The organism is Streptomyces sp. NPDC047971 (assembly GCF_040653355.1).
GTDB lineage: Bacteria > Actinomycetota > Actinomycetes > Streptomycetales > Streptomycetaceae > Streptomyces.
On the sequence record NZ_JBEZNW010000017.1, the window covers coordinates 36,852 to 55,560 of the forward strand.

Below are 18,709 nucleotides of genomic sequence, written 5' to 3' on the forward strand. Positions count from 1 at the left end.
CGCGACGTGCCCCCGCCGGAGGTTCCGGCGGGGGCACTGTCGTACGCGCGGTGGGTCAGCCGGTGTTGCGCAGACCCGCCGCGACGCCGTTCACCGTGAGCAGCAGGGCCCGGGAGAGCAGCGGGTCCGGGTCCTCGCCCCGCTCGGCGGCGGCGCGCTGACGGGCCAGCAGGGCGACCTGCAGGTAGGAGATCGGGTCCAGGTAGGCGTCGCGGATGGCGAAGGTCTGCTGGAGCACCGGGTTGGAGTCGAGCAGCTCCTTGCCGCCCGTCACCTTCAGGACCTCGGCGACGGTGAGCGCGTGCTCCTCCTCGATGGCGGAGAAGACGTGCTTGAGCTCGTCGGGGACGAGGGTGTCGACGTAGTGCCGGGCGATCCGCAGGTCGGTCTTCGCCAGCGTCATCTCGACGTTGGAGAGGAAGTTGCGGAAGAAGTGCCAGCGCTCGTACATCTCGCCGAGGACCGGGTCGAGGCCCGCTTCGCGGAGGGCCTTGAGGCCGGAGCCGACGCCGAACCAGCCGGGGACGATCTGGCGGGACTGGGTCCAGCCGAACACCCACGGGATGGCGCGGAGTCCGTCGAGGGAGACGCCGGAGCCGGGGCGGCGCGCGGGCCGTGAGCCCAGGTGCAGGTCGGCGAGCTGGTCGACAGGGGTGGAGGCGAGGAAGTACGCCGGCAGGCCGGGGTCCTCGACGAGCTTGCGGTACGCGGTGTGGGCGGCCTCGGAGACGGTGTCCATGGCCGCGTCCCAGCGGGCCAGGGACTCGTCGGACTGGCGCGGCGCGGTGTGCAGGGCGGACGCCTGCAGCGTGGCGGCGACGGTCAGTTCGAGGTTCTCCCGGGCCAGGGACGGGATGAGGTACTTGTCGGAGATGACCTCGCCCTGCTCGGTCACCTTGATCTCGCCCTCCAGGGTGCCCCAGGGCTGGGCGAGGATCGCGTCGTGCGAGGGGCCGCCGCCGCGGCCGACGGTGCCGCCGCGGCCGTGGAAGAGCCGGAGCCGTACGCCGTAGCGGTGGGCGACGTCGCGCAGTCGGCGCTGGGCGCGGTGGATCTCCCACTGCGAGGTGGTGATGCCGCCGAACTTGGAGGAGTCGGAGTAGCCGAGCATGACCTCCTGGACGTCGCCGCGGAGCGAGACGAGGCGGCGGTAGGAGGGGTCGGCCAGCATGTCGTTGAGGATGACGTCGGCGGCCTTGAGCTCGTCGGTGGTCTCCAGGAGCGGCACGATGCCGATCTTGGCCCAGCCGGCGTGCAGGTCGAGCAGTCCGGCCTCGCGGGCGAGGACGGTGGCCGCGAAGACGTCGTCGGCGCCCTGGCACATCGAGATGATGTACGACTCGATGACCTCGGGGCCGAAGCGCTCGAAGGCTTCCTTGACGGTGTGGAAGACGCCGAGGGTCTTCTCGCCGGCGGCGTCCAGCGGGGCAGGGGTGGGTGCCAGCGGGCGGCGGGAGCGCAGCTCCTTGGCGAGCAGCTTCTGCCGGTAGTCGCGGGGCATGTCGGCGTACCGCCAGGACTCCTCGCCGAGCCGGTCGAAGAGCTGGCCGAGGGCGTGGTGGTGGGCGTCGGCGTGCTCGCGGACGTCCATGGTGGCGAGCTGGAGGCCGAAGGCGGACAGGGTGCGGATGGTGCGGTCCATCCGGCCGTCGGCGAACAGGGCGCCGCGGTGCTCGCGCAGCGAGGTCTGGATCAGGGCGAGGTCGTGGACCAGCTCGGCGGTGCCGAGGTAGTCGCGGCCGTCCTGGTGCGGGGTGCCGTGGGCGAGACGCTCGCGGGTGTTGAGGAGCTTCTGGCGGATGCAGGTGGCCTTGAGCCGGTACGGCTCCTCCGCGTTGAGGCGCTTGTAGCGGGGGCTGATCTCCGGCAGCCGCTCCAGGTCGGCCTGGAGGGAGGTGAGCAGTTCCTCCGTCGCGCCCGCGTAGCGGATGGAGTTGGAGAGGAAGCCGCGCAGCTCGTCGATCATCTCGAGGGCGTCGGTGATGCCGTGCTCGTGCTGGAGGATCAGCACGTCCCGGGTGACGGCGGGGGTGACGTTGGGGTTGCCGTCACGGTCGCCGCCGATCCAGGTGCCGAAGGTCAGCGGGCGGGTCCCGGCCGGCAGCTCGAAGCCGACGCGCTCCAGCTCGGCGGCGAGGTCCTCCAGGACGTCGCCGACGGCGCCGGCGTGCAGCTCGTCGAGGTAGTAGATGGCGTTGCGGGCCTCGTCGGCGGGTTCGGGGCGGACGACCCGGAGCTCGTCGGTCTGCCAGACGAGGTCGATGTTCTCGGCGAGCCGCAGGTCGTGGCGGCGCCGGTCGGCCTCGATGACCGGGGTCTCCAGGAGGGCGGCGATCCGGCGCAGCTTGTTGAGGACCGAGCGGCGGGCGGCCTCGGTGGGGTGCGCGGTGAAGACGGGCCGGACGTTGAGGTTCCGTACGGTGTCGCGGACGTGCTGCGGGTCGCCGTCCTTGAGCATGTCGGCGGTGCGGGCGAGCAGCCCGCCCTCGGCGGCGCGCTTCTCGCGCATCTCGCGGCCGCGGTGGACCTGCTCGGTGACGTTCGCCAGATGGAAGTACGTGGAGAAGGCGCGCACCAGCTTGGTGGCGGTCTCCAGGTCGGTCTCGCCGAGCAGCTCGGCGGCTGCCTCGCCGTTCTCACGGGTGAGGCTGCGCACCTTCTCGACGAGGTCGAGGAGGTCGTGTCCTTCCTGCCGGACGAGGGTCTCGCCCAGGAGATCGCCCAGTCGGCGGATGTCGGACCGCAGCTCGGCGCTGGCGGTGGGGGTCTGGTCGGCACTGCTCACAGGTGCGGCTCCTTGCAGTGTTTGAGCACGTCTGGAGGGAACTGGAGGCTTGCGGACCGCGCTGTCCGACGCACACAGGATAGGTGTCCATCCCTTGGACTCCCCGCAGCCCCTCTTGTGCCCCTCTTGCCGCGCGCCACCGCGCTGCCATACTTACGTCGCCGTAGGTTACGGAGGCGTAGCCACGCGCGCCTTTCGTCCCGTTCCGCTCAGTTTCATCCTCATCCCTTCATCCCCAGGGGACACCCATGACCGCTAGCCCCGAGTTGCTCGAAACCGAACAGGCCCTCCCTCTCGCCACGCTCGGCGGGGACAAGAAGCGATCGATCGAGCAGATCACGCTGCTGCTGTTCATCACGGTGCCCTTCATCGCCCTGGTCGCGGCCGTGCCGCTGGCCTGGAGCTGGGGCGGCGTGTCCTGGCTCGATCTGGCCCTGCTGGTGACGATGTACTACATCGGCTGCCACGGCATCACGATCGGTTTCCACCGCTACTTCACGCACGGTTCCTTCAAGGCCAAGCGGCCGCTGCGGATCGCGCTCGCGATCATGGGCTCGCTGGCGGTGGAGGGTCCGCTGGTGCGCTGGGTGGCGGACCACCGCAAGCACCACAAGTTCTCCGACGCGGAGGGCGACCCGCACTCGCCGTGGCGTTTCGGCGAGACGGTGCCGGCCCTGATGAAGGGGCTGTGGTGGGCGCACATCGGCTGGATGTTCGACGAGGAGCGCACGCCGCAGCACAAGTACGCGCCCGATCTGATCAAGGACCCGGCGCTCCGGGCGATCTCGCGCCAGTTCATCTTCTGGACGATCCTGTCGCTCATGATCCCGCCGCTGGTCGGCGGTCTGGTGACGATGTCCTGGTGGGGTGCGTTCACCGCGTTCTTCTGGGGTTCGCTGGTCCGGGTCGCGCTGCTGCACCACGTGACGTGGTCGATCAACTCGATCTGTCACGCGGTCGGCAAGCGCCCCTTCAAGTCCCGGGACCGTTCGGGCAACGTGTGGTGGCTGGCGGTGCTGTCGTGCGGCGAGTCCTGGCACAACCTGCATCACGCGGACCCGACCTCGGCGCGGCACGGGGTGCTGCGGGGCCAGGTCGACTCCAGCGCCCGGCTGATCCGGTGGTTCGAGAAGCTGGGCTGGGCGTACGACGTGCGCTGGCCGAACGCCGCCCGGATCGAAGCCCGACGCCGGGGCGAGCCCGTCGACGCGGCATGATGGAGAACGTGGCGATCGACGGCAGTACCAGCAGCAGCGAGAACAAGCCCCGGCGTGGCCGACGGGTGAGGATGACGGGCGCGGAGCGCCGGGAGCAGCTGCTGGACATCGGCCGGACGCTGTTCGCCGCCAAGGGGTTCGAGGGCACGTCCGTGGAGGAGATCGCCGCGAAGGCCGGGGTCTCCAAGCCGGTGGTGTACGAGCACTTCGGCGGCAAGGAGGGGCTGTACGCGGTCGTGGTCGACCGGGAGATGCGCCAGCTGCTGGACATGGTGACCGGGGCGCTGACCGCGGGGCATCCGCGCGAGCTGCTGGAGCAGGCGGCCTTCGCGCTCCTCGACTACATCGAGAGGTACACGGACGGTTTCCGGATCCTGGTCCGCGATTCGCCGGTGGCGCAGTCGACCGGCACGTTCGCCTCGCTGATCAGCGACATCGCCACGCAGGTCGAGGACATCCTGGGTCTGGAGTTCAAGGCCCGCGGTTTCGACCCGAAGCTGGCGCCGCTGTACGCGCAGGCGCTGGTGGGCAGTGTGGCGCTGACGGGTCAGTGGTGGCTGGACGTCCGGAAGCCGAAGAAGGCGGAGGTCGCGGCGCATCTGGTGAACCTGGCGTGGCACGGCCTGGACGGTCTTGAGCAGAAGCCGCGGCTGATAGGGCATCGCAAGAGCTGACGCGCCGGTCCGGTGGTTCACGGGCGCCCCGCACCTCGTCCAGGTGCGGGGCGCCCGTGTGTAACCGGGGCGTGGCCGACCGCGTTCCCGTCACCGCGGCTTGGTGGCGACGGCGAAGATGCGGCGGAAGGGGAAGACCGTGCCGTGCGGCCCCGGCGGGTACGCCTCGCGCAGCAGGTCGCGGTACTGGGCGAGGAAGGCGTCCGTCGCCTCCCGGTCGCCTTCCAGTGCGGTCAGTACGGGGCGCAGGGCGGTGCCCTTGACCCAGTCGAGGACGGGGTCCTCGCCGAGGAGGAGTTGTGAGTAGGTGGTCTCCCAGGTGTCGGTCTCGCAGCCGAGGTCGGCAAGACGGTTGAGATAGTCGGCCGCGTCGAGGACATGGACGAATCGGCGGCCTTCTCCGTGGAGGCGGTCGCGCCATTGCGGGGTGTCGCAGAGTTCGCCGAGCAGGGCGTGGCTCGGCGAGGTGAAGTTTCCGGGGACCTGGAAGGCGAACGTTCCGCCCGGCTTGAGGCCGTCGATCCAGGGGGCGAAGGACTCGGGGTGGTTGGGGACCCACTGGAGGGCGGCGTTGGAGACGATCAGGTCATAGGGCTCGTCGGGAGTCCAGTGGGCCGCGTCGGCGCGGCGGAAGTCCAGCCAGCCGCCGCCGGCCGTCGTGCCCGCCCAGTCCTTCTCGGCCCGTTCCAGCATGTCCGGTGAGAGGTCGAAGCCGGTGATGTGTGCGTCGGGCCAGCGGTCGGCGAGCAGGACGGTCACGTTGCCGGGGCCGCAGCCGAGGTCGGCGATCCGGGCGGGACGGTCACCCGTGGGGAGGTGCGGTATTCGGGCGAGCAGGTCGAGGAAGGGCCGGGCGCGGTGTCCGGAGTGACGGAGGTACTGCTGCGGGTCCCATGTCGGTGCCGCGGACGCTGAGGATGGTGCGGAATACATGTTCGAGCCCCCTTGCTGGAACGAGTTGCCGAAGCGGAACAGGGTTCCGGCCCGGTCCTTCCCCATAGTCCAGCCGAATATATCTTGACGTCAAGAGACTTTATGTCAACAGACCCTCTACACTGATCGTCATGGAGGACGAGGTCGACCGGCTGGTCGCTGCATGGCGCCGTGAGCGCCCGGACCTCGACGTGGAACCGCTCGAGGTGCTGAGCCGCGTCTCACGGCTCGCGCGCCACCTCGACCGCGCCCGTCGGCTCGCCTTCTCCGAGCATCAGCTGGAGCCCTGGGAGTTCGACGTCCTCACGTCGCTGCGCCGCGCCGGCGCCCCGTACCAGCTCTCCCCCGGCCAGCTCCTCACCCAGACGCTGGTCACCTCCGGCACGATGACCAACCGTATCGACCGGCTCACCAAGAAGGGCCTGGTCGAGCGGCTGCCCGACCCCAGCGACCGGCGCGGGGTGCTGGTCCGCCTCACCCCCGAGGGCCGCGACCGCGCCGACCAGGCCCTCGCCGGGCTGCTCGCCCAGGAGCGGGCCATCCTGGCCCAGCTCTCCCGCACCCAGCGCGGTGAACTCGCTGGACTGCTACGCCAGCTGACCGCCCCGTTCGACAACATCCCCGGCTAGTTCGGCGGGGCCGACCCCGGCCCGGCGCGCCAGGGCGACCGCGGCCAGCGTGGAGTGCACGCCCAGCTTCCCGAGCACGTTCTGCATGTGCGTACGGACCGTGTGCGGGGAGAGGAAGAGCCGCTCGGCCACGGCCTTGCGCCCCAGGCCGGCCACCATGCAGCGCAGCACCTCCCGCTCGCGCGGGGTCAGCGACTCCACCAGCTGTTCGCTCTCGGTCCGGTGCTTCCGGGCCGCCGTCAGCTCCCGCAGCACGCCGGTGAGGAGGGCGGGCGGCAGATGCGTCTCGTCGCGCAGGACCCCGCGGATCACCGCCAGCAGGCGCTGCAGCGAGCAGTCCTTGGCGACCCATCCCGAGGCCCCCGCCTGCAGCGCGAGGGCGGCCCGGTGGGCGTCGTCCTTCTCCGCGAGCACGACCGTGCGGACGGCCGGCTGCCCCGAACGGACCCCGGCGACCAGCGAGATGCCGTCGACGACGCCCTCTCCGTGGTCCGGTACGACCCGGGCCACCGCCACCGAAGCCGCCGGCCCGACCGCCGCGCCGAGGTCGGCGTCGACCAGCATCACGTCGTACCGGCGCCCCTCGGCGACCGCGCGGTCCAGACAGCGCAGGGCGGCGGGGCCGCTGCCGGCGGCGGACACGTCGACGTCCGGCTCGGCCGCGAGCGCGGCCGCCAGCGACTCGGCGAAGATGCGGTGGTCGTCCACCACCAGAACCCGGATACGACCCACGGACACCCCCAAGTGTCGAGGAACGGACCGGCGCGGGTACGGCGCCGGGGACAGGGGTCCGTCGACCGCACGGCCGCCGCCGTGCAGTGACTGCTACCCCGTCCCGGGCGCCGTACCCGACTGGTCTCGCCCCCTGATCAGCACCGGCCCCCACCGGTGCTGTGCATCAGAGTACGGGCGGGGCGCCGCGGCGGAAGCCGATTCGCAGAAGTGGCCGAACACCTCGGTACCGCCGTGCCGCATGTGCCCGATCACGACGAAAGTCGACGATCGAGGGGTGCTTTCCGGGCATTCAGAGCCGCCGCGCGCCTATCGAGGGCACCGCGGGGAAGGTCCTCGGAGCGGTGAACCCGGCGTCGGCGAACGCCTTCTCCACCGCCGCGGCCACCGCGTCCGCCGTCCGCTCCTCCACCAGCACGATCGCCGAACCGCCGAAACCACCGCCCGTCATCCGGGCCCCGAGCGCGCCCGCCGCGTTCGCCGCCTCGACCGCCAGGTCCAACTCGGGGCAGGAGACCCGCAGATCGTCCCGCAGCGAGACATGGCCCTCGGTGAGGACCGGACCGACCGCGCGCGCGTCCCCGGCGTCGAGGAGGGCGATGGTCCGCTCGACCCGGTGGTTGTCCGAGACGACGTGCCGGACATAGCGACGAACCGATTCATCGCTCAAACGCGCGAGAGAATCGGGCAGTTGCGCGTACGGGACTTCGCGCAGCGCGCGCACACCGAGCGCCCGCGCACCGGCTTCGCACCCGGCGCGCCGTTCCGCGTACGCGCCGTCCCCGAGCGCGTGCTTCACCCGGGTGTCCACGACCAGCAGACGCAGCCCGGTCGCGGCCAGGTCGAAGGGCACCTGGCGGTACGAGAGATCGCGGGTGTCCAGGAAGAGCACATGGCCCTCCTCCGCGCACGCGGACGCCATCTGGTCCATCACCCCGCAGGGGACGCCGACGAAGGCGTTCTCCGCGCGCTGGGCGAGGACCGCGATCTCGGGGCGGCTCAGCCCCAGCCCGAAGAGTTCGTCCAGGGCGAGCGCGGTGACGACCTCCAGGGCGGCCGAGGACGAGAGGCCCGCGCCGGTCGGGACGGTCGAGGCGAGGTGGACGTCCGCCCCGGTGACCGGGTGGCCCGCCTCGCGCAGCGCCCAGACGACTCCGGCCGGGTACGCGGCCCAGCCCGCCCCGGAGAGCGGTTCGAGGGCGTCGACGCCGAGCTGGACCACCCCGCCCCCGACATCGGCGGAGTGCACCCGCAGCACCCCGTCGTCCCGCCGTGACACGGCGGCCACGGCCCGGTGGGGCAGGGCCAGCGGCATCACGAAACCCTCGTTGAAGTCGGTGTACTCACCGATCAGGTTGACGCGCCCGGGGGCGGCCCAGACGCCCTCCGGCACCGTCCCGTACAGCGCCTCGAACTCGCCCGCCACGCTCATCCGCGTCCCCGCTCCCGCTCTCTCGCGAACGCCCACGCGTCGCGCACGATGTCCGCCAGGTCCGGGCGGGACGGAATCCAGCCGAGCCGCTCGCGGGCGGCCTCCGCCGAGGCGACGAGCACCGCCGGGTCGCCGGGCCGGCGCCCGGCCGTCACCTCGGGGACGGGGCGCCCGGTCACCGTGCGGACGGTCTCGACGACCTCCCGCACGGAGAAGCCGTTGCCGTTGCCGAGGTTGCAGATCAGATGCTCACCGGGCGTCATGGCGCCGAGCGCGAGCAGATGGGCCTCGGCGAGGTCCGCGACATGGATGTAGTCGCGTACGCAGGTGCCGTCGGGGGTCGGGTAGTCGTCGCCGTACACGCTGATCGCCTCGCGCTTCCCGAGGGCGACCTCCAGGACGAGGGGGATCAGGTGCGACTCGGGATCGTGGCGCTCGCCGCAACCGCCGTACGCGCCGGCCACGTTGAAGTACCGCAGCGAGACCGCGGCGAGGCCGTGGGCGGCGCACACGCCGCCGATCATGTGGTCCACGGCCAGCTTGGAGGCGCCGTAGGGGCTCGTCGGGGCGGTCGCCGCGGCCTCGGTGACCGGGACGGACTCCGGCTCGCCGTAGGTCGCGGCGGTGGAGGAGAAGACCAGCTTGCCCACGCCCGCCGCGCGCATGGCCGCCAGCAGGGCCAGCGTTCCGCCGACGTTGTTCTCCCAGTACTTCTCCGGCTCGGCGACCGACTCGCCGACCTGGGAGAAGGCGGCGAAGTGCAGCACGCCGTCGTACGAGCCGTCGAGCCACTTCGCGGCGTCCTGGACGCGGCCCTCGACGAACTCCGCGCCGGCCGGGACGCCCTCGGCGAAGCCGGTGGAGAGGTCGTCGAGGACGGTGACCTCGTGGCCCGCCTCCAGCAGGTGCCGGGCGACGGTGCTCCCCACATACCCCGCACCGCCCGTCACCAGGTATCTCGATGTCGCTGCCGTCACGTGCCGGCCACCTCTCGCAGTCGCTCGGCCGCCGCCTCCGGCGGCACGTCGTTCATGAAGGCGCCCATGCCGGACTCGGTGCCCGCGAGGTACTTCAGCCTGCCGGGCGCCCGCCGGACGGTGAAGAGCTCCAGATGCAGCCCGAACTCCTCCCGGTCCTCGCCGGTGAACGGCGCCTGGTGCCAGGCGGCGATGTACGGCGTGGGCGGCTCCTGCGGACCGAAGATCCGGTCGAAGCGCCTCAACAGTTCCAGATAGACCTGTGCGCAGTCTGTGCGCGCCGCGTCGTCGAGGGCCCGGAGATCGGGCACCCGGCGTGTCGGGTGCAGATGGACCTCGTACGGCCAGTGCGCGGCGTACGGCACGAAGGCGATCCAGTGCTCGCTCTCCAGGACGACCCGGACGCCGTCGGCGCGTTCTCGGGCGACGAGGTCGTCGAAGAGGTTGCGTCCGGTACGGGCCCGGTGCTCGGCGGCGTTGCGCAGCTGGAGGGCGGTGCGCGGAGTGGTGAACGGGAAGGCGTAGATCTGGCCGTGCGGGTGGCCCAGGGTGACGCCGATCTCGGCGCCCCGGTTCTCGAAGCAGTACACCTGCCGGACGCCCGGCCGTCCGGCGAGTTCGGCGGTCCGGTCGGTCCAGGCGTCGAGGACGAGTGCGGCGCGCTCGGGGGTCAGGTCGGCGAAGGAGGCGTCGTGGTCGGAGGTGAAGCAGACGACCTCGCACCGCCCGGCGTCCCCGGCGAGGGAGGGGAAGCGGTTCTCGAAGACGGCGACCTCGTAGTCGGTGGCCGGGATCTCGCTCCGCCGCCCGTCCGCCGAGGGGCAGAGCGGGCACTCGTCGGCGGGCGGGTGGTAGGTCCGCCCCTGCCGGTGCGAGGCGACCACGACGTTGTCCCCGAGGAGCGCGTCGTACCGGATCTCGGAGCGCGAGGAGACGGGGTCGAGGGGCCTCGCGTCGACCCCGTCGCGCACGGCGTCTCCCCGCGCGTCGTAGTAGATGAGCTCCCGCCCGTCGGCGAGCGTGGTGACGGTCTTCTTCACAAGGCGTCCTCAACGGGGAACCAAACAGAACCACGCACAAGGAATCACAACCAAACATCGCAGTCAATGGCGGACCCTGCCGCGACGCGGTCGTGGGCGCGGGCCCCGCGGCTCCCCGCTCCGCGGGCCGGGAGCCGCTAGGGGCGTTCACCTCGGGGACCCGGCACGGGCGCGTGGTCCAGCAGACCGGTCCGGGCCGCGAGCGCCGCCGCCTCCAGGCGGGAGCCGACGCCCAGCTTCATCAGGACCCGCTGGACGTGCGTCCGCGCCGTGCTCGGCGCGATGCCCATGCCCGCGGCGATGAGCCGGGTGTCCTCCCCCTCCGCCACCCGGACCAGGACCTCGACCTCCCTCGGCGTCAGCATCCCCAGGAGCCGCTGGCCCTCGTCGTCCGGCTGCGCCGCCGGGTTGAGCAGCTCGGCGAAGGCCCCCTGGAGGAGCTGCGGCGCCACCGCCGTCTCCCCCGCCCGCGCCTTGATCAGCGCCCGCTCGACGCCCTCGATGCGCTCGTCGTGCCGGACGTACCCCGACGCCCCGGCCGCGAAGGCCGCCGCGATCCCGAGCGGCGACGGCACCGGCCCGAGCACGACCACGGCCACCTGCGGACGCTCGCGCTTGATCCGCACGATCGGGTCGAAGACGCCCGGCTCGGCCGGCGCGGCCGTGCCGAGCAGACACACCTCAGGCGCCCGGCTCACCACGAGCTCCGCGGCGCCCGCCACCGGGGCGGCCGCCGCGAGCACCCGGTGCCCGCGCAGTTTCAACGCCGAGGCCAGTGCCTCGGCCAGCAGTCTGTGGTCGTCGACCACCATGAGCCGCACGCCCATCGAGCAACCCCTTGTCCCCCCTGGGGCCGTCCCCCGGCCCCATTCCGATGACCCGGCAAACTACACGCTCCTGGGGGCATACGTTCCCGAACTCCGACGGAATGCCACCCACGGGCCGAAATCGCCTTGCTCCGGCGGCTCCTGTCGCGATGTCGGCCCCGGGTACGCGGACGGCCCGGCGCGTCGACAGGTCGACGCGCCGGGCCGTCACGGTCCCGACGGGGTCAGTTCGTGCTGAACCCCAGCGCCAGGTACTCCTTGAGGGTCGTCGAGGACGACTCGCGCGGCTTGCTGACCATCAGCGCCGAGATGAACATCCGGCCGTTGCCGTACAGGATCTCGGAGTAGTCCTCGCTGAAGGAGTCCTCCGCGTCCCGCACCGACTTGTCCGACGGGTTCTCCATGAGGACCGTCGACTTCATCGTGCCGCCGTCGATCGAGACGACCTGACCGCCCTTGTCGTACGGCGGGACCTTGTACGCGATGAGGTTGCCGCCGTCCATGCGCAGCGGCACCAGCGTGTACCGGTCGCCGGCGTCCGCCTTGTCGGACGTCGTCTTCCCGGTGGCCAGGTCGAAGGAGACGATCTCGTTGGTCTCGTCGCCGTACTCCCCGGTGGAGCCCTCGTGCTCCTCGGTCGGCACGTAGAGCCGGTTGTTGCCGACGAGCACCTTGGAGCACGCCTCGACCTTGGTCGAGCGGCAGCGGGCCCCGTACCGCTCCGCGTCCGCCGCGATCTTGGCCTTCAGCTTGCCGGTCTTCTCGTCGATCGAGAAGAAGTCCGAGATGCCGCTGCCGTCACCGGCGGTGTCGCCGACGTCGGCCGCGACGACGAGCGGCTTGGTCGAGACGATCGCCGCGTACTCCACGCCCGCGGGCATCTTGTACTGCGAGATCGGCCGGCCCGTCATCGGGTCCAGGTTCTGGATGACGACGTAACGGGCGTCGTACGAACCGCACTTGCGGGCGGCGACGATGCCGGCGCCGCCGCCGTACCCCATGTCGTAGCAGTTGTTGGAGTCGACCGACGGCTTCCAGCGGGAGTTGCCGTTGGCCAGGTCGAAGGCGGCGCCGCCGTCCGTGCCTCCGGCCGCGACGGTCGTGCCGCTCAACGTGACCTCGCTGAACCGCGCCTTCTGGTCGCCGGCCGAACCGCCGGTGACCGACGTCGACCACACCAGCTTTCCGGCGGCCAGGTCGACCACGCCGACCTCGGTGCACGGCTGGTAGAACTTCGGCGCGACGCGCTTGGCGCCCTCGAAGAGGATCGCCACCTTGTTGTCCGCCGTGACGTGGCGCGAGGAGCCGCAGACCTGGCCCACGAGGGGCAGCGTCCACAGCGGCGTGCCCTTGTCGAGGTCGTGGGCGACGATCGAGTTGACGCCCGTCTTCACGAACGCCTTGTCCGTGATCCAGGAGCCGGTCACGTCCGTGAGGTCCTCGACCTTCGGCTTCGGCAGCTGGAAGGAGAGCTTGGACTGGGTGTTGGCGGGCACCTTCTCCTTGCCGTTGCCGCCGAGCCCGTTGCCCTTGTCCCCGCCCTGGCCCTGGGTCGAACCGGAGCCCTTGGCGCTGGGGTTCTCCTCGCCGTCGCCGGAGGCGGCGTACCAGATGCCGCCGCCGACGATCAGGGCGACCGCGACCACGGCGGCGATGATGATCTGCATCTGCGAGGACAGCTTCTTGCCGCCGCCGGCGGGCATCGGCGCCTGCGGGTACTGCGGCTGGGTCGGGTACCCGTACTGCGGCTGCCCCTGCTGCGGGTACCCGTACTGCTGCTGTCCCTGCTGCGGGTAGCCGTACTGCTGCTGCGGCTGCGTCGGCGGCTGCTGCGGGTACCCGTACTGCTGCGGCTGCGTGGGCGGCTGCTGCGGGTATCCGTACCCGGGCTGCTCCGGCGGCGGCGTGGGCGCGCCGAACCCGCCCGGCGGGGGGTCCTGGGGCGCGCCGAAGCCCCCCTGGGGCGGGCCGGGCGGCTGGTTCGGCGGGGGGCCCGGCGGCTGGTTCGGCGGCGGCGGTGGCTGGGTCATGGTGTGAGGTCCTCTGAGGTGTCGGAAGGAGGGCAGGGGATCGGTGTCACTTGCCGAAGGCCATCAGCGTCTCCCTCTTCCGTTCCTCGTCGTCGGTGCCCGCGATGATGGTCTGCACAAGGATGAGACGGCCGTCGAGATACAGCGCCGGAGAGGCGTAGTAGCGCGACGCGGCGCGCGCGGCGGCGCGCGGAACGCGGAGGAACTCGACGGCCTTGGTCGCGCCCGGCGCGACGGTGGCCAGGGAGCCGGGCTCGTCGATCAGCGCCTGCATCCGGACGACGAGCGAACCGCCCTCCATCCGCAGCGGCCAGGCCATGCGTCCCGGCATCCCGGGAATGTGCCGGACCACCTTGCCGCTGTCGAGGTCGAAGGCGACGATCTCGTTGGCCTTGCCCTTGGCGGGCGCGAGGGTGGAGATGTAGGCGGTGGAGTCGTCCGCGACGACCTGACAGCGCTGCAGGTTGCCGTCGTGGCTCGACTCGTCCGCGCACCCTTCGGCGTACTGGCCGTCGCCCTGGAGCGAGACGCGCTTCGAGCCGTCCTCGTTGAGGACGACGATGCCGTGGCCGCCCTGGGCACGGTAGGTGGCCGAGACGATGAGCGGCCGCACGGAGAGGACGTGGTCCACTCTGTAGCCGACCGGGAGCCGGTACTTCCAACGGGACTTGCCCGTCACCGGATCCACCTCGTGGATCTCCTCCTGCGGCTTGTCCGCGTCGGAGGTCTCGCAGGAGACCGCGGCGACCAGCTTGGGGCCGCCGGCGTACGCGTACGGCTGGCACGTGCTCTTGTCCCAGCGGCCGAACAGCTTCTTGCCGTCGCTGAGGCGGTAGCCGGTCGAGAACCCGTGCCGGCCGAAGGTGACCGTTCCCCCGCTCATGGCGATGGAGTAGTCGGTCGCCCAGTCGAACGTGTCCTCCTGCGGGACCTTCTGCTGCCACCCGAGCTTGCCCGCGCGCAGGTCGACCATCTGGAACCGGCGGCAGTCGCCGGACTCCGCGTGGAGCTTGTCCTTGAGGGCCAGGGCGATCTTCCCGTCCTCGGAGGGAAGGTGCGGCGCCTTGCAGATCTCGCTGTCCAGGGTCAGCCGCCACTTCACCGTGCCGTCCTTCGCCGAGACCGCGGTGACCGTGCGGTACATGCCGGTGACGACGGTGTCCCCGTCGACCCAGGGGCCGAAGATGAAGCCGCCGAGCTGGGGCACGTCGATGTCGTTCTTGCGGACCCAGAGGACGGAGGCGTCGCCGGGGCCGCGGCCCTTGTTGTAGGCGGCCGCGGCGTCGGTGTCGGGCCCGGGGGGACCCGAGGGCTTCGTCGTGGGCTTCGCCGTGGTGGGACCCGGGCTCGGGGACGCCTTGTCGTCCTTGCGCTCCCCGGTGCCGCCGAGGGCGTACCAGGTCACGCCGCCGACGGCGAGCAGCGCGGCCACGACGGCCGCGATCACGGCGGTCGTGCGGCGCTTCCCGCCGGCGGGCGGCTGCTCCCGCGTCGGCGGCTGCCCGGGAGCCGGCGGCGGGGCCGAGGGGGGCGACCCGTGCGGGTCGGGCTGCCCGCCCCCGTACGGGTTGAGCCGCCCGTACGGTCCGTGCGTCGGTACGGGCGGGCCCGGCTGCTGCGGAGTGCTCATCGGTGTCGGACCGTCACTTGCCGAAGGCCATCATCGTCTTGACTTCCTTCTCGGCCTTGTCGTTCGAGGCGCTCACCCGACCGCTGGCCAGCACGAACGTGCCGTTGCCGTAGGCGTAGCCCGCGTCGTAGAAGGTGTCCTCGACCTGCGCGGTCGCCGCCTGGTGCTGCAGCAGCATCTTCGGCGAGCCGCCGGTCGGCGCGAGGGTGGCGACGCCGCCGCCGGTGTCGTACGTGGGCTCCACGTAGAGCAGGACGTCCGCACCCTCCATACGCAGCGGGGTCATGGTCCGCTCGGCCGGGGCCGCGGCGCGCCACTTGGACTTGCCGGTGTTCAGGTCGAAGGCGACGACCGCGTTGGCCGTGCCGTAGGCGGCCTCGGTGGCCATGTAGAAGGTGTTGGCGTCGGCGGCCACGCCCGTGCAGCCCTGGAGGTTGCGGCCGAAGACGACGAACCCGCCGCCGCACTTGGGCGCGTACTTGTCCGTGCCGCCCTCGATCTGCGAGCGGAGCTTGCCGTCCGCGGTGACCGCGAAGACGGTCCACTTCTTCTCGTCACGCTGCTGGGCGGAGACGACCAGCGGGTTCACCGAGTAGACCTTGTCGACTTCCCAGTTGGGCTGGAGCTTGAAGGTCCACCGGGGCTTTCCGGTGTTCGGGTCGACCTCGCTGATCTGCTCCTGCTTGTTCTTGTAGTCGCTGGTCGGGCAGCTGGCCGCGGCGATCAGCTTGGAGCCGCCCGCGAACGCGTAGGGCTTGCAGCCGCTGGTCGGGCCGGTGAAGAGTTCGCGGCCGTCGGCGAGGGAGTAGCCGCGCGAGCTGCCGGTGCCGGCCGCGGTGACCGTGTTGCCGCTGATGGCGAGGGTGGTGTCGGACAGCGAGCTGAAGCCGGTGCCCTTGGGGACGGACTTCTTCCAGCCGACCTTGCCGGTCTTGAGGTCGACCTTCTGCAGCTCGGTGCACTTGGCGCGGTCGCCCGCGCTGTCGTTGACGCCGATGACGAGGCTGCCGTCGGTGGACGGCTCGGGGGCGGTCGCGCACAGCTCGAAGGGCAGGTCCAGGTGCCACTTGGCGGAGCCGTCGCTGAGGCTGTAGCCGTCGAGGCTCTTGTACATGCCCTTGACGACGACGTCGCCGACGATCCACGGGCCGAAGACGTCGGCGCCGTTGCGGGGCAGGTCGACGTTGTTCTTCAGCAGCCAGTTGATCTTCGCCTCGCCGGGCTTGCGGCCGGCGTTGAGGTCGTCCTCGGCGTTGCGGCCGTCGCCGCTGCCGTCGCCCTGGTCCACGGACTCGGTCGGCTTCGGGGTGCCGCTGGTCGCGGGCGGCTTGGCGACCGGCTCCTTCTCGTCGTCACCGCTGAGGGCGAACCAGGTGCCGCCGCCGATGACGAGGAGTCCGGCCACGGCCGCGGCGATGATGAGGCCCGGCTTGCCCTTGAACGGGTTGCCGCCACCGGAGGGAGTGGGGGCGGCGGCGTACTGGGGCTGGCCGGGGTAGCCGCCGTAGGGGCCGGGCTGCGGCTGACCGTACGGACCCGGCTGCTGGTTGTACGGGCCGGGCTGCGGCTGACCGTAGGGGCCGGGCTGCTGGTCGTACGGGCCGGGCTGCTGCGGGTAGCCGTAGCCGGGCTGGGGCGCCTGCTGCGGGTAGCCGTAACCGGGTTGCGCCGGCTGCGCTCCCGGGGCCTGGGGCGCGGAGGGCGCCCCCGCCTGGCCGGGCGCGGCCGGCGGCGGGCTCTGCGGAGCCTGCGGCGGGACCGGGGGCATCGGCGGGACGCCCTGTCCCGTGCCGTGGTCCTGCGGATCCTTCGGTGCGCCGAAGCCCGGCGGCTGGTTGCTGGGCGGCTGGGTCATCAGCGTTCCCCCTTGATGTGAGCGGGTTTTCTTTCTACCACTCCCGGGTTGGCGCAAAAGTGACCGGTCCGTCCCTTGTTCCCAAGGGAGGACCGGCCCGTGATGCCCTCGTTACGCGTCCTGCACGGGTTCTCTACGCGTCCTCGGCCAGTTCCAGCCAGCGCATCTCCAACTCCTCGCGCTCCCCCGCCAGTTCCCGCAGCTCCGCGTCCAGCTTTGCGACCTTCTCGAAGTCTGTGGCGTTTTCGGCGATTTGGGCGTGCAGCTTGGCCTCCTTGTCGGAGACCTTGTCGAGCTGCCGCTCGACCTTCTGCAGCTCCTTCTTCGCGGCGCGGGCGTCCGCGGCGGAGACACCGGGCTTCTGCGCGGTCTGCGCGGCGGCCGGCGTCGGCACCGACGCCTCGATCATCTTCTGGCGCCGCTCCAGGTACTCGTCGATACCGCGGGGCAGCATCCGCAGCGTCGCGTCACCGAGCAGCGCGAAGGTGCGGTCGGTGGTGCGCTCGATGAAGAACCGGTCGTGCGAGATGACGACCATCGAGCCGGGCCAGCCGTCGAGGAGGTCCTCCAGCTGGGTGAGGGTCTCGATGTCCAGGTCGTTGGTGGGCTCGTCGAGGAAGAGGACGTTCGGCTCGTCCATCAGCAGACGCAGCAGCTGGAGCCGGCGGCGCTCGCCGCCGGAGAGGTCGCCGACCGGCGTCCACTGCTTCTCCTTGGAGAAACCGAACTGCTCGCACAGCTGACCGGCGGTCATCTCCCGGCCCTTGCCGAGGTCGACCCGGTCGCGGATCTGCTGGACGGCCTCCAGGACCCGCAGTGTCGCGGGCAGCTCGGTGACGTCCTGGGAGAGGTAGGCGAGCCGTACGGTCTTGCCGACGACGATCTTCCCGTCGACGGGCTGGACCTCGCCCTGGGTGACGGCCGCGTCGGCGAGCGCCCGCAGCAGGGAGGTCTTGCCGGCGCCGTTGACGCCGACGAGGCCGATGCGGTCGCCGGGGCCGAGCTGCCAGGTGAGGTGCTTGAGCAGCGTCTTGGGACCGGCGGTGACGGTGACGTTCTCCAGGTCGAAGACCGTCTTGCCGAGCCGGGCGTTGGCGAACTTCATCAGCTCGGAGGTGTCGCGCGGCGGCGGCACGTCGGCGATCAGCTCGTTGGCGGCCTCGATGCGGTAGCGGGGCTTGGAGGTACGGGCGGGGGCGCCGCGCCGCAGCCAGGCGAGCTCCTTGCGCATCAGGTTCTGCCGCTTGGCCTCCTCGGTCGCCGCGATGCGCTCGCGCTCGGCGCGGGCGAAGACGTAGTCGGAGTAGCCGCCCTCGTACTCGTGCACGTCGCCGCGCTGCACGTCCCACATGCGGGTGCAGACCTGGTCGAGGAACCAGCGGTCGTGCGTGACGCAGACGAGCGCGGAACGGCGCTCCTGGAGGTGCTTGGCGAGCCAGGCGATGCCCTCGACGTCGAGGTGGTTGGTGGGCTCGTCGAGGACGATCAGGTCCTGGTCCTCGATGAGCAGCTTGGCGAGCGCGATCCGGCGGCGCTCGCCGCCGGAGAGCGGGCCGATGACGGTGTCGAGGCCCTGCTCGAAGCCGGGCAGGTCGAGCCCGCCGAAGAGTCCGGTGAGGACGTCGCGGATCTTGGCGCTGCCGGCCCACTCGTGGTCGGCCATGACACCGATGACCTCGTGCCGGATGGTGGCCTTCGGGTCGAGGGAGTCGTGCTGGGTGAGCACCCCGAGCCGCAGCCCGCCGCTGTGCGTGACACGCCCGGTGTCGGCCTCCTCCAGTTTGGCGAGCATCCGGATGAGCGTGGTCTTCCCGTCACCGTTGCGGCCCACGACGCCGATCCGGTCGCCCTCGGAGACGCCGAGCGAGACACCGTCGAGCAGGGCACGTGTGCCGTACACCTTGCTGACGGCCTCGACATTGACCAGGTTGACGGCCACTTTGACTCC

At 71.5% G+C, this 18,709-nt stretch carries 14 protein-coding genes; 3 read left to right on the plus strand and 11 right to left on the minus strand.

What is annotated here, in order from left to right:
* Positions 1–55: 55 nt before the first annotated feature.
* Positions 56–2,785 carry a phosphoenolpyruvate carboxylase gene (gene ppc, locus AB0D99_RS17985; protein ID WP_362362333.1) on the minus strand — a complete coding sequence of 910 codons (2,730 nt, stop codon included), beginning with the start codon at positions 2,783–2,785 and terminating at the stop codon, positions 56–58.
* A 248-nt stretch (positions 2,786–3,033) separates the two neighbouring features.
* Between ppc and AB0D99_RS17990 the strand changes: the two genes are divergently transcribed.
* A complete protein-coding gene (locus AB0D99_RS17990) occupies positions 3,034–4,002 on the plus strand; it encodes a fatty acid desaturase (protein WP_362362336.1) in 969 nt (322 codons plus the stop codon).
* Positions 4,002–4,676: a TetR/AcrR family transcriptional regulator gene (locus tag AB0D99_RS17995; protein WP_260230209.1), complete on the plus strand. Its 675-nt coding sequence runs from the start codon at positions 4,002–4,004 to the stop codon at positions 4,674–4,676. Before AB0D99_RS17990 ends, AB0D99_RS17995 begins: the two co-directional genes overlap by 1 nt.
* 90 nt (positions 4,677–4,766) lie before the next feature.
* Here the strand turns inward: AB0D99_RS17995 and AB0D99_RS18000 are convergent, their stop codons facing one another.
* Positions 4,767–5,609 (minus strand): trans-aconitate 2-methyltransferase, encoded by an 843-nt coding sequence (locus tag AB0D99_RS18000; RefSeq protein ID WP_362362339.1) that lies wholly within the window; start codon positions 5,607–5,609, stop codon positions 4,767–4,769.
* A 131-nt stretch (positions 5,610–5,740) separates the two neighbouring features.
* Here AB0D99_RS18000 and AB0D99_RS18005 point away from each other — a divergent pair, with 131 nt between their 5' ends.
* Positions 5,741–6,238 (plus strand): MarR family transcriptional regulator, encoded by a 498-nt coding sequence (locus AB0D99_RS18005; RefSeq protein ID WP_355114470.1) that lies wholly within the window; start codon positions 5,741–5,743, stop codon positions 6,236–6,238.
* Here the strand turns inward: AB0D99_RS18005 and AB0D99_RS18010 are convergent.
* From AB0D99_RS18010 to AB0D99_RS18050, 9 genes are all read right to left on the minus strand, one after another.
* Positions 6,197–6,970: a response regulator transcription factor gene (locus AB0D99_RS18010; protein WP_362362343.1), complete on the minus strand. Its 774-nt coding sequence runs from the start codon at positions 6,968–6,970 to the stop codon at positions 6,197–6,199. The two genes, AB0D99_RS18005 and AB0D99_RS18010, sit on opposite strands and share 42 nt — an antisense overlap.
* A 292-nt stretch (positions 6,971–7,262) precedes the next feature.
* Positions 7,263–8,402 (minus strand): galactokinase, encoded by a 1,140-nt coding sequence (gene galK, locus AB0D99_RS18015; RefSeq protein WP_362362346.1) that lies wholly within the window; start codon positions 8,400–8,402, stop codon positions 7,263–7,265.
* Positions 8,399–9,379 carry a UDP-glucose 4-epimerase GalE gene (galE, locus tag AB0D99_RS18020; protein WP_362362349.1) on the minus strand — a complete coding sequence of 327 codons (981 nt, stop codon included), beginning with the start codon at positions 9,377–9,379 and terminating at the stop codon, positions 8,399–8,401. Before galE ends, galK begins: the two co-directional genes overlap by 4 nt.
* Positions 9,376–10,419, minus strand: coding sequence for a galactose-1-phosphate uridylyltransferase (galT, locus tag AB0D99_RS18025; protein WP_362362352.1), 1,044 nt, complete (start codon positions 10,417–10,419; stop codon positions 9,376–9,378). The genes galE and galT overlap by 4 nt, the downstream gene beginning before the upstream one ends.
* Before the next feature lie 137 nt (positions 10,420–10,556).
* Positions 10,557–11,246, minus strand: a complete 690-nt coding sequence (locus AB0D99_RS18030; protein WP_362362355.1) for a LuxR C-terminal-related transcriptional regulator — start codon at positions 11,244–11,246, stop codon at positions 10,557–10,559.
* Positions 11,247–11,470: 224 nt separating this feature from the next.
* Complete coding sequence (locus AB0D99_RS18035; RefSeq protein WP_362362358.1) at positions 11,471–13,276, minus strand: PQQ-binding-like beta-propeller repeat protein; 1,806 nt, start codon at positions 13,274–13,276, stop codon at positions 11,471–11,473.
* A 46-nt stretch (positions 13,277–13,322) separates the two neighbouring features.
* On the minus strand, positions 13,323–14,906 hold the full coding sequence (locus tag AB0D99_RS18040) for a PQQ-binding-like beta-propeller repeat protein (protein ID WP_362362361.1): 1,584 nt from the start codon (positions 14,904–14,906) through the stop codon (positions 13,323–13,325).
* 13 nt (positions 14,907–14,919) lie between these two features.
* Positions 14,920–16,761 (minus strand): PQQ-binding-like beta-propeller repeat protein, encoded by a 1,842-nt coding sequence (locus AB0D99_RS18045; RefSeq protein ID WP_362362364.1) that lies wholly within the window; start codon positions 16,759–16,761, stop codon positions 14,920–14,922.
* Positions 16,762–16,894: 133 nt separating this feature from the next.
* Positions 16,895–18,700 carry an ABC-F family ATP-binding cassette domain-containing protein gene (locus AB0D99_RS18050; protein ID WP_362362367.1) on the minus strand — a complete coding sequence of 602 codons (1,806 nt, stop codon included), beginning with the start codon at positions 18,698–18,700 and terminating at the stop codon, positions 16,895–16,897.
* Positions 18,701–18,709: the final 9 nt, after the last annotated feature.

Bases quoted from the DNA above. Each gene is read 5' to 3' on its own strand.
- AB0D99_RS18045 (WP_362362364.1), bottom strand. From the start codon at position 16,761: ATGACCCAGCCGCCCAGCAACCAGCCGCCGGGCTTCGGCGCACCGAAG.
- AB0D99_RS18040 (WP_362362361.1), bottom strand. From the start codon at position 14,906: ATGAGCACTCCGCAGCAGCCGGGCCCGCCCGTACCGACGCACGGACCG.
- AB0D99_RS18000 (WP_362362339.1), bottom strand. From the start codon at position 5,609: ATGTATTCCGCACCATCCTCAGCGTCCGCGGCACCGACATGGGACCCG.
- AB0D99_RS17995 (WP_260230209.1), top strand. From the start codon at position 4,002: ATGGAGAACGTGGCGATCGACGGCAGTACCAGCAGCAGCGAGAACAAG.
- galK (WP_362362346.1), bottom strand. From the start codon at position 8,402: ATGAGCGTGGCGGGCGAGTTCGAGGCGCTGTACGGGACGGTGCCGGAG.
- AB0D99_RS18005 (WP_355114470.1), top strand. From the start codon at position 5,741: ATGGAGGACGAGGTCGACCGGCTGGTCGCTGCATGGCGCCGTGAGCGC.
- AB0D99_RS18035 (WP_362362358.1), bottom strand. From the start codon at position 13,276: ATGACCCAGCCACCGCCGCCGCCGAACCAGCCGCCGGGCCCCCCGCCG.
- AB0D99_RS18030 (WP_362362355.1), bottom strand. From the start codon at position 11,246: ATGGGCGTGCGGCTCATGGTGGTCGACGACCACAGACTGCTGGCCGAG.
- AB0D99_RS17990 (WP_362362336.1), top strand. From the start codon at position 3,034: ATGACCGCTAGCCCCGAGTTGCTCGAAACCGAACAGGCCCTCCCTCTC.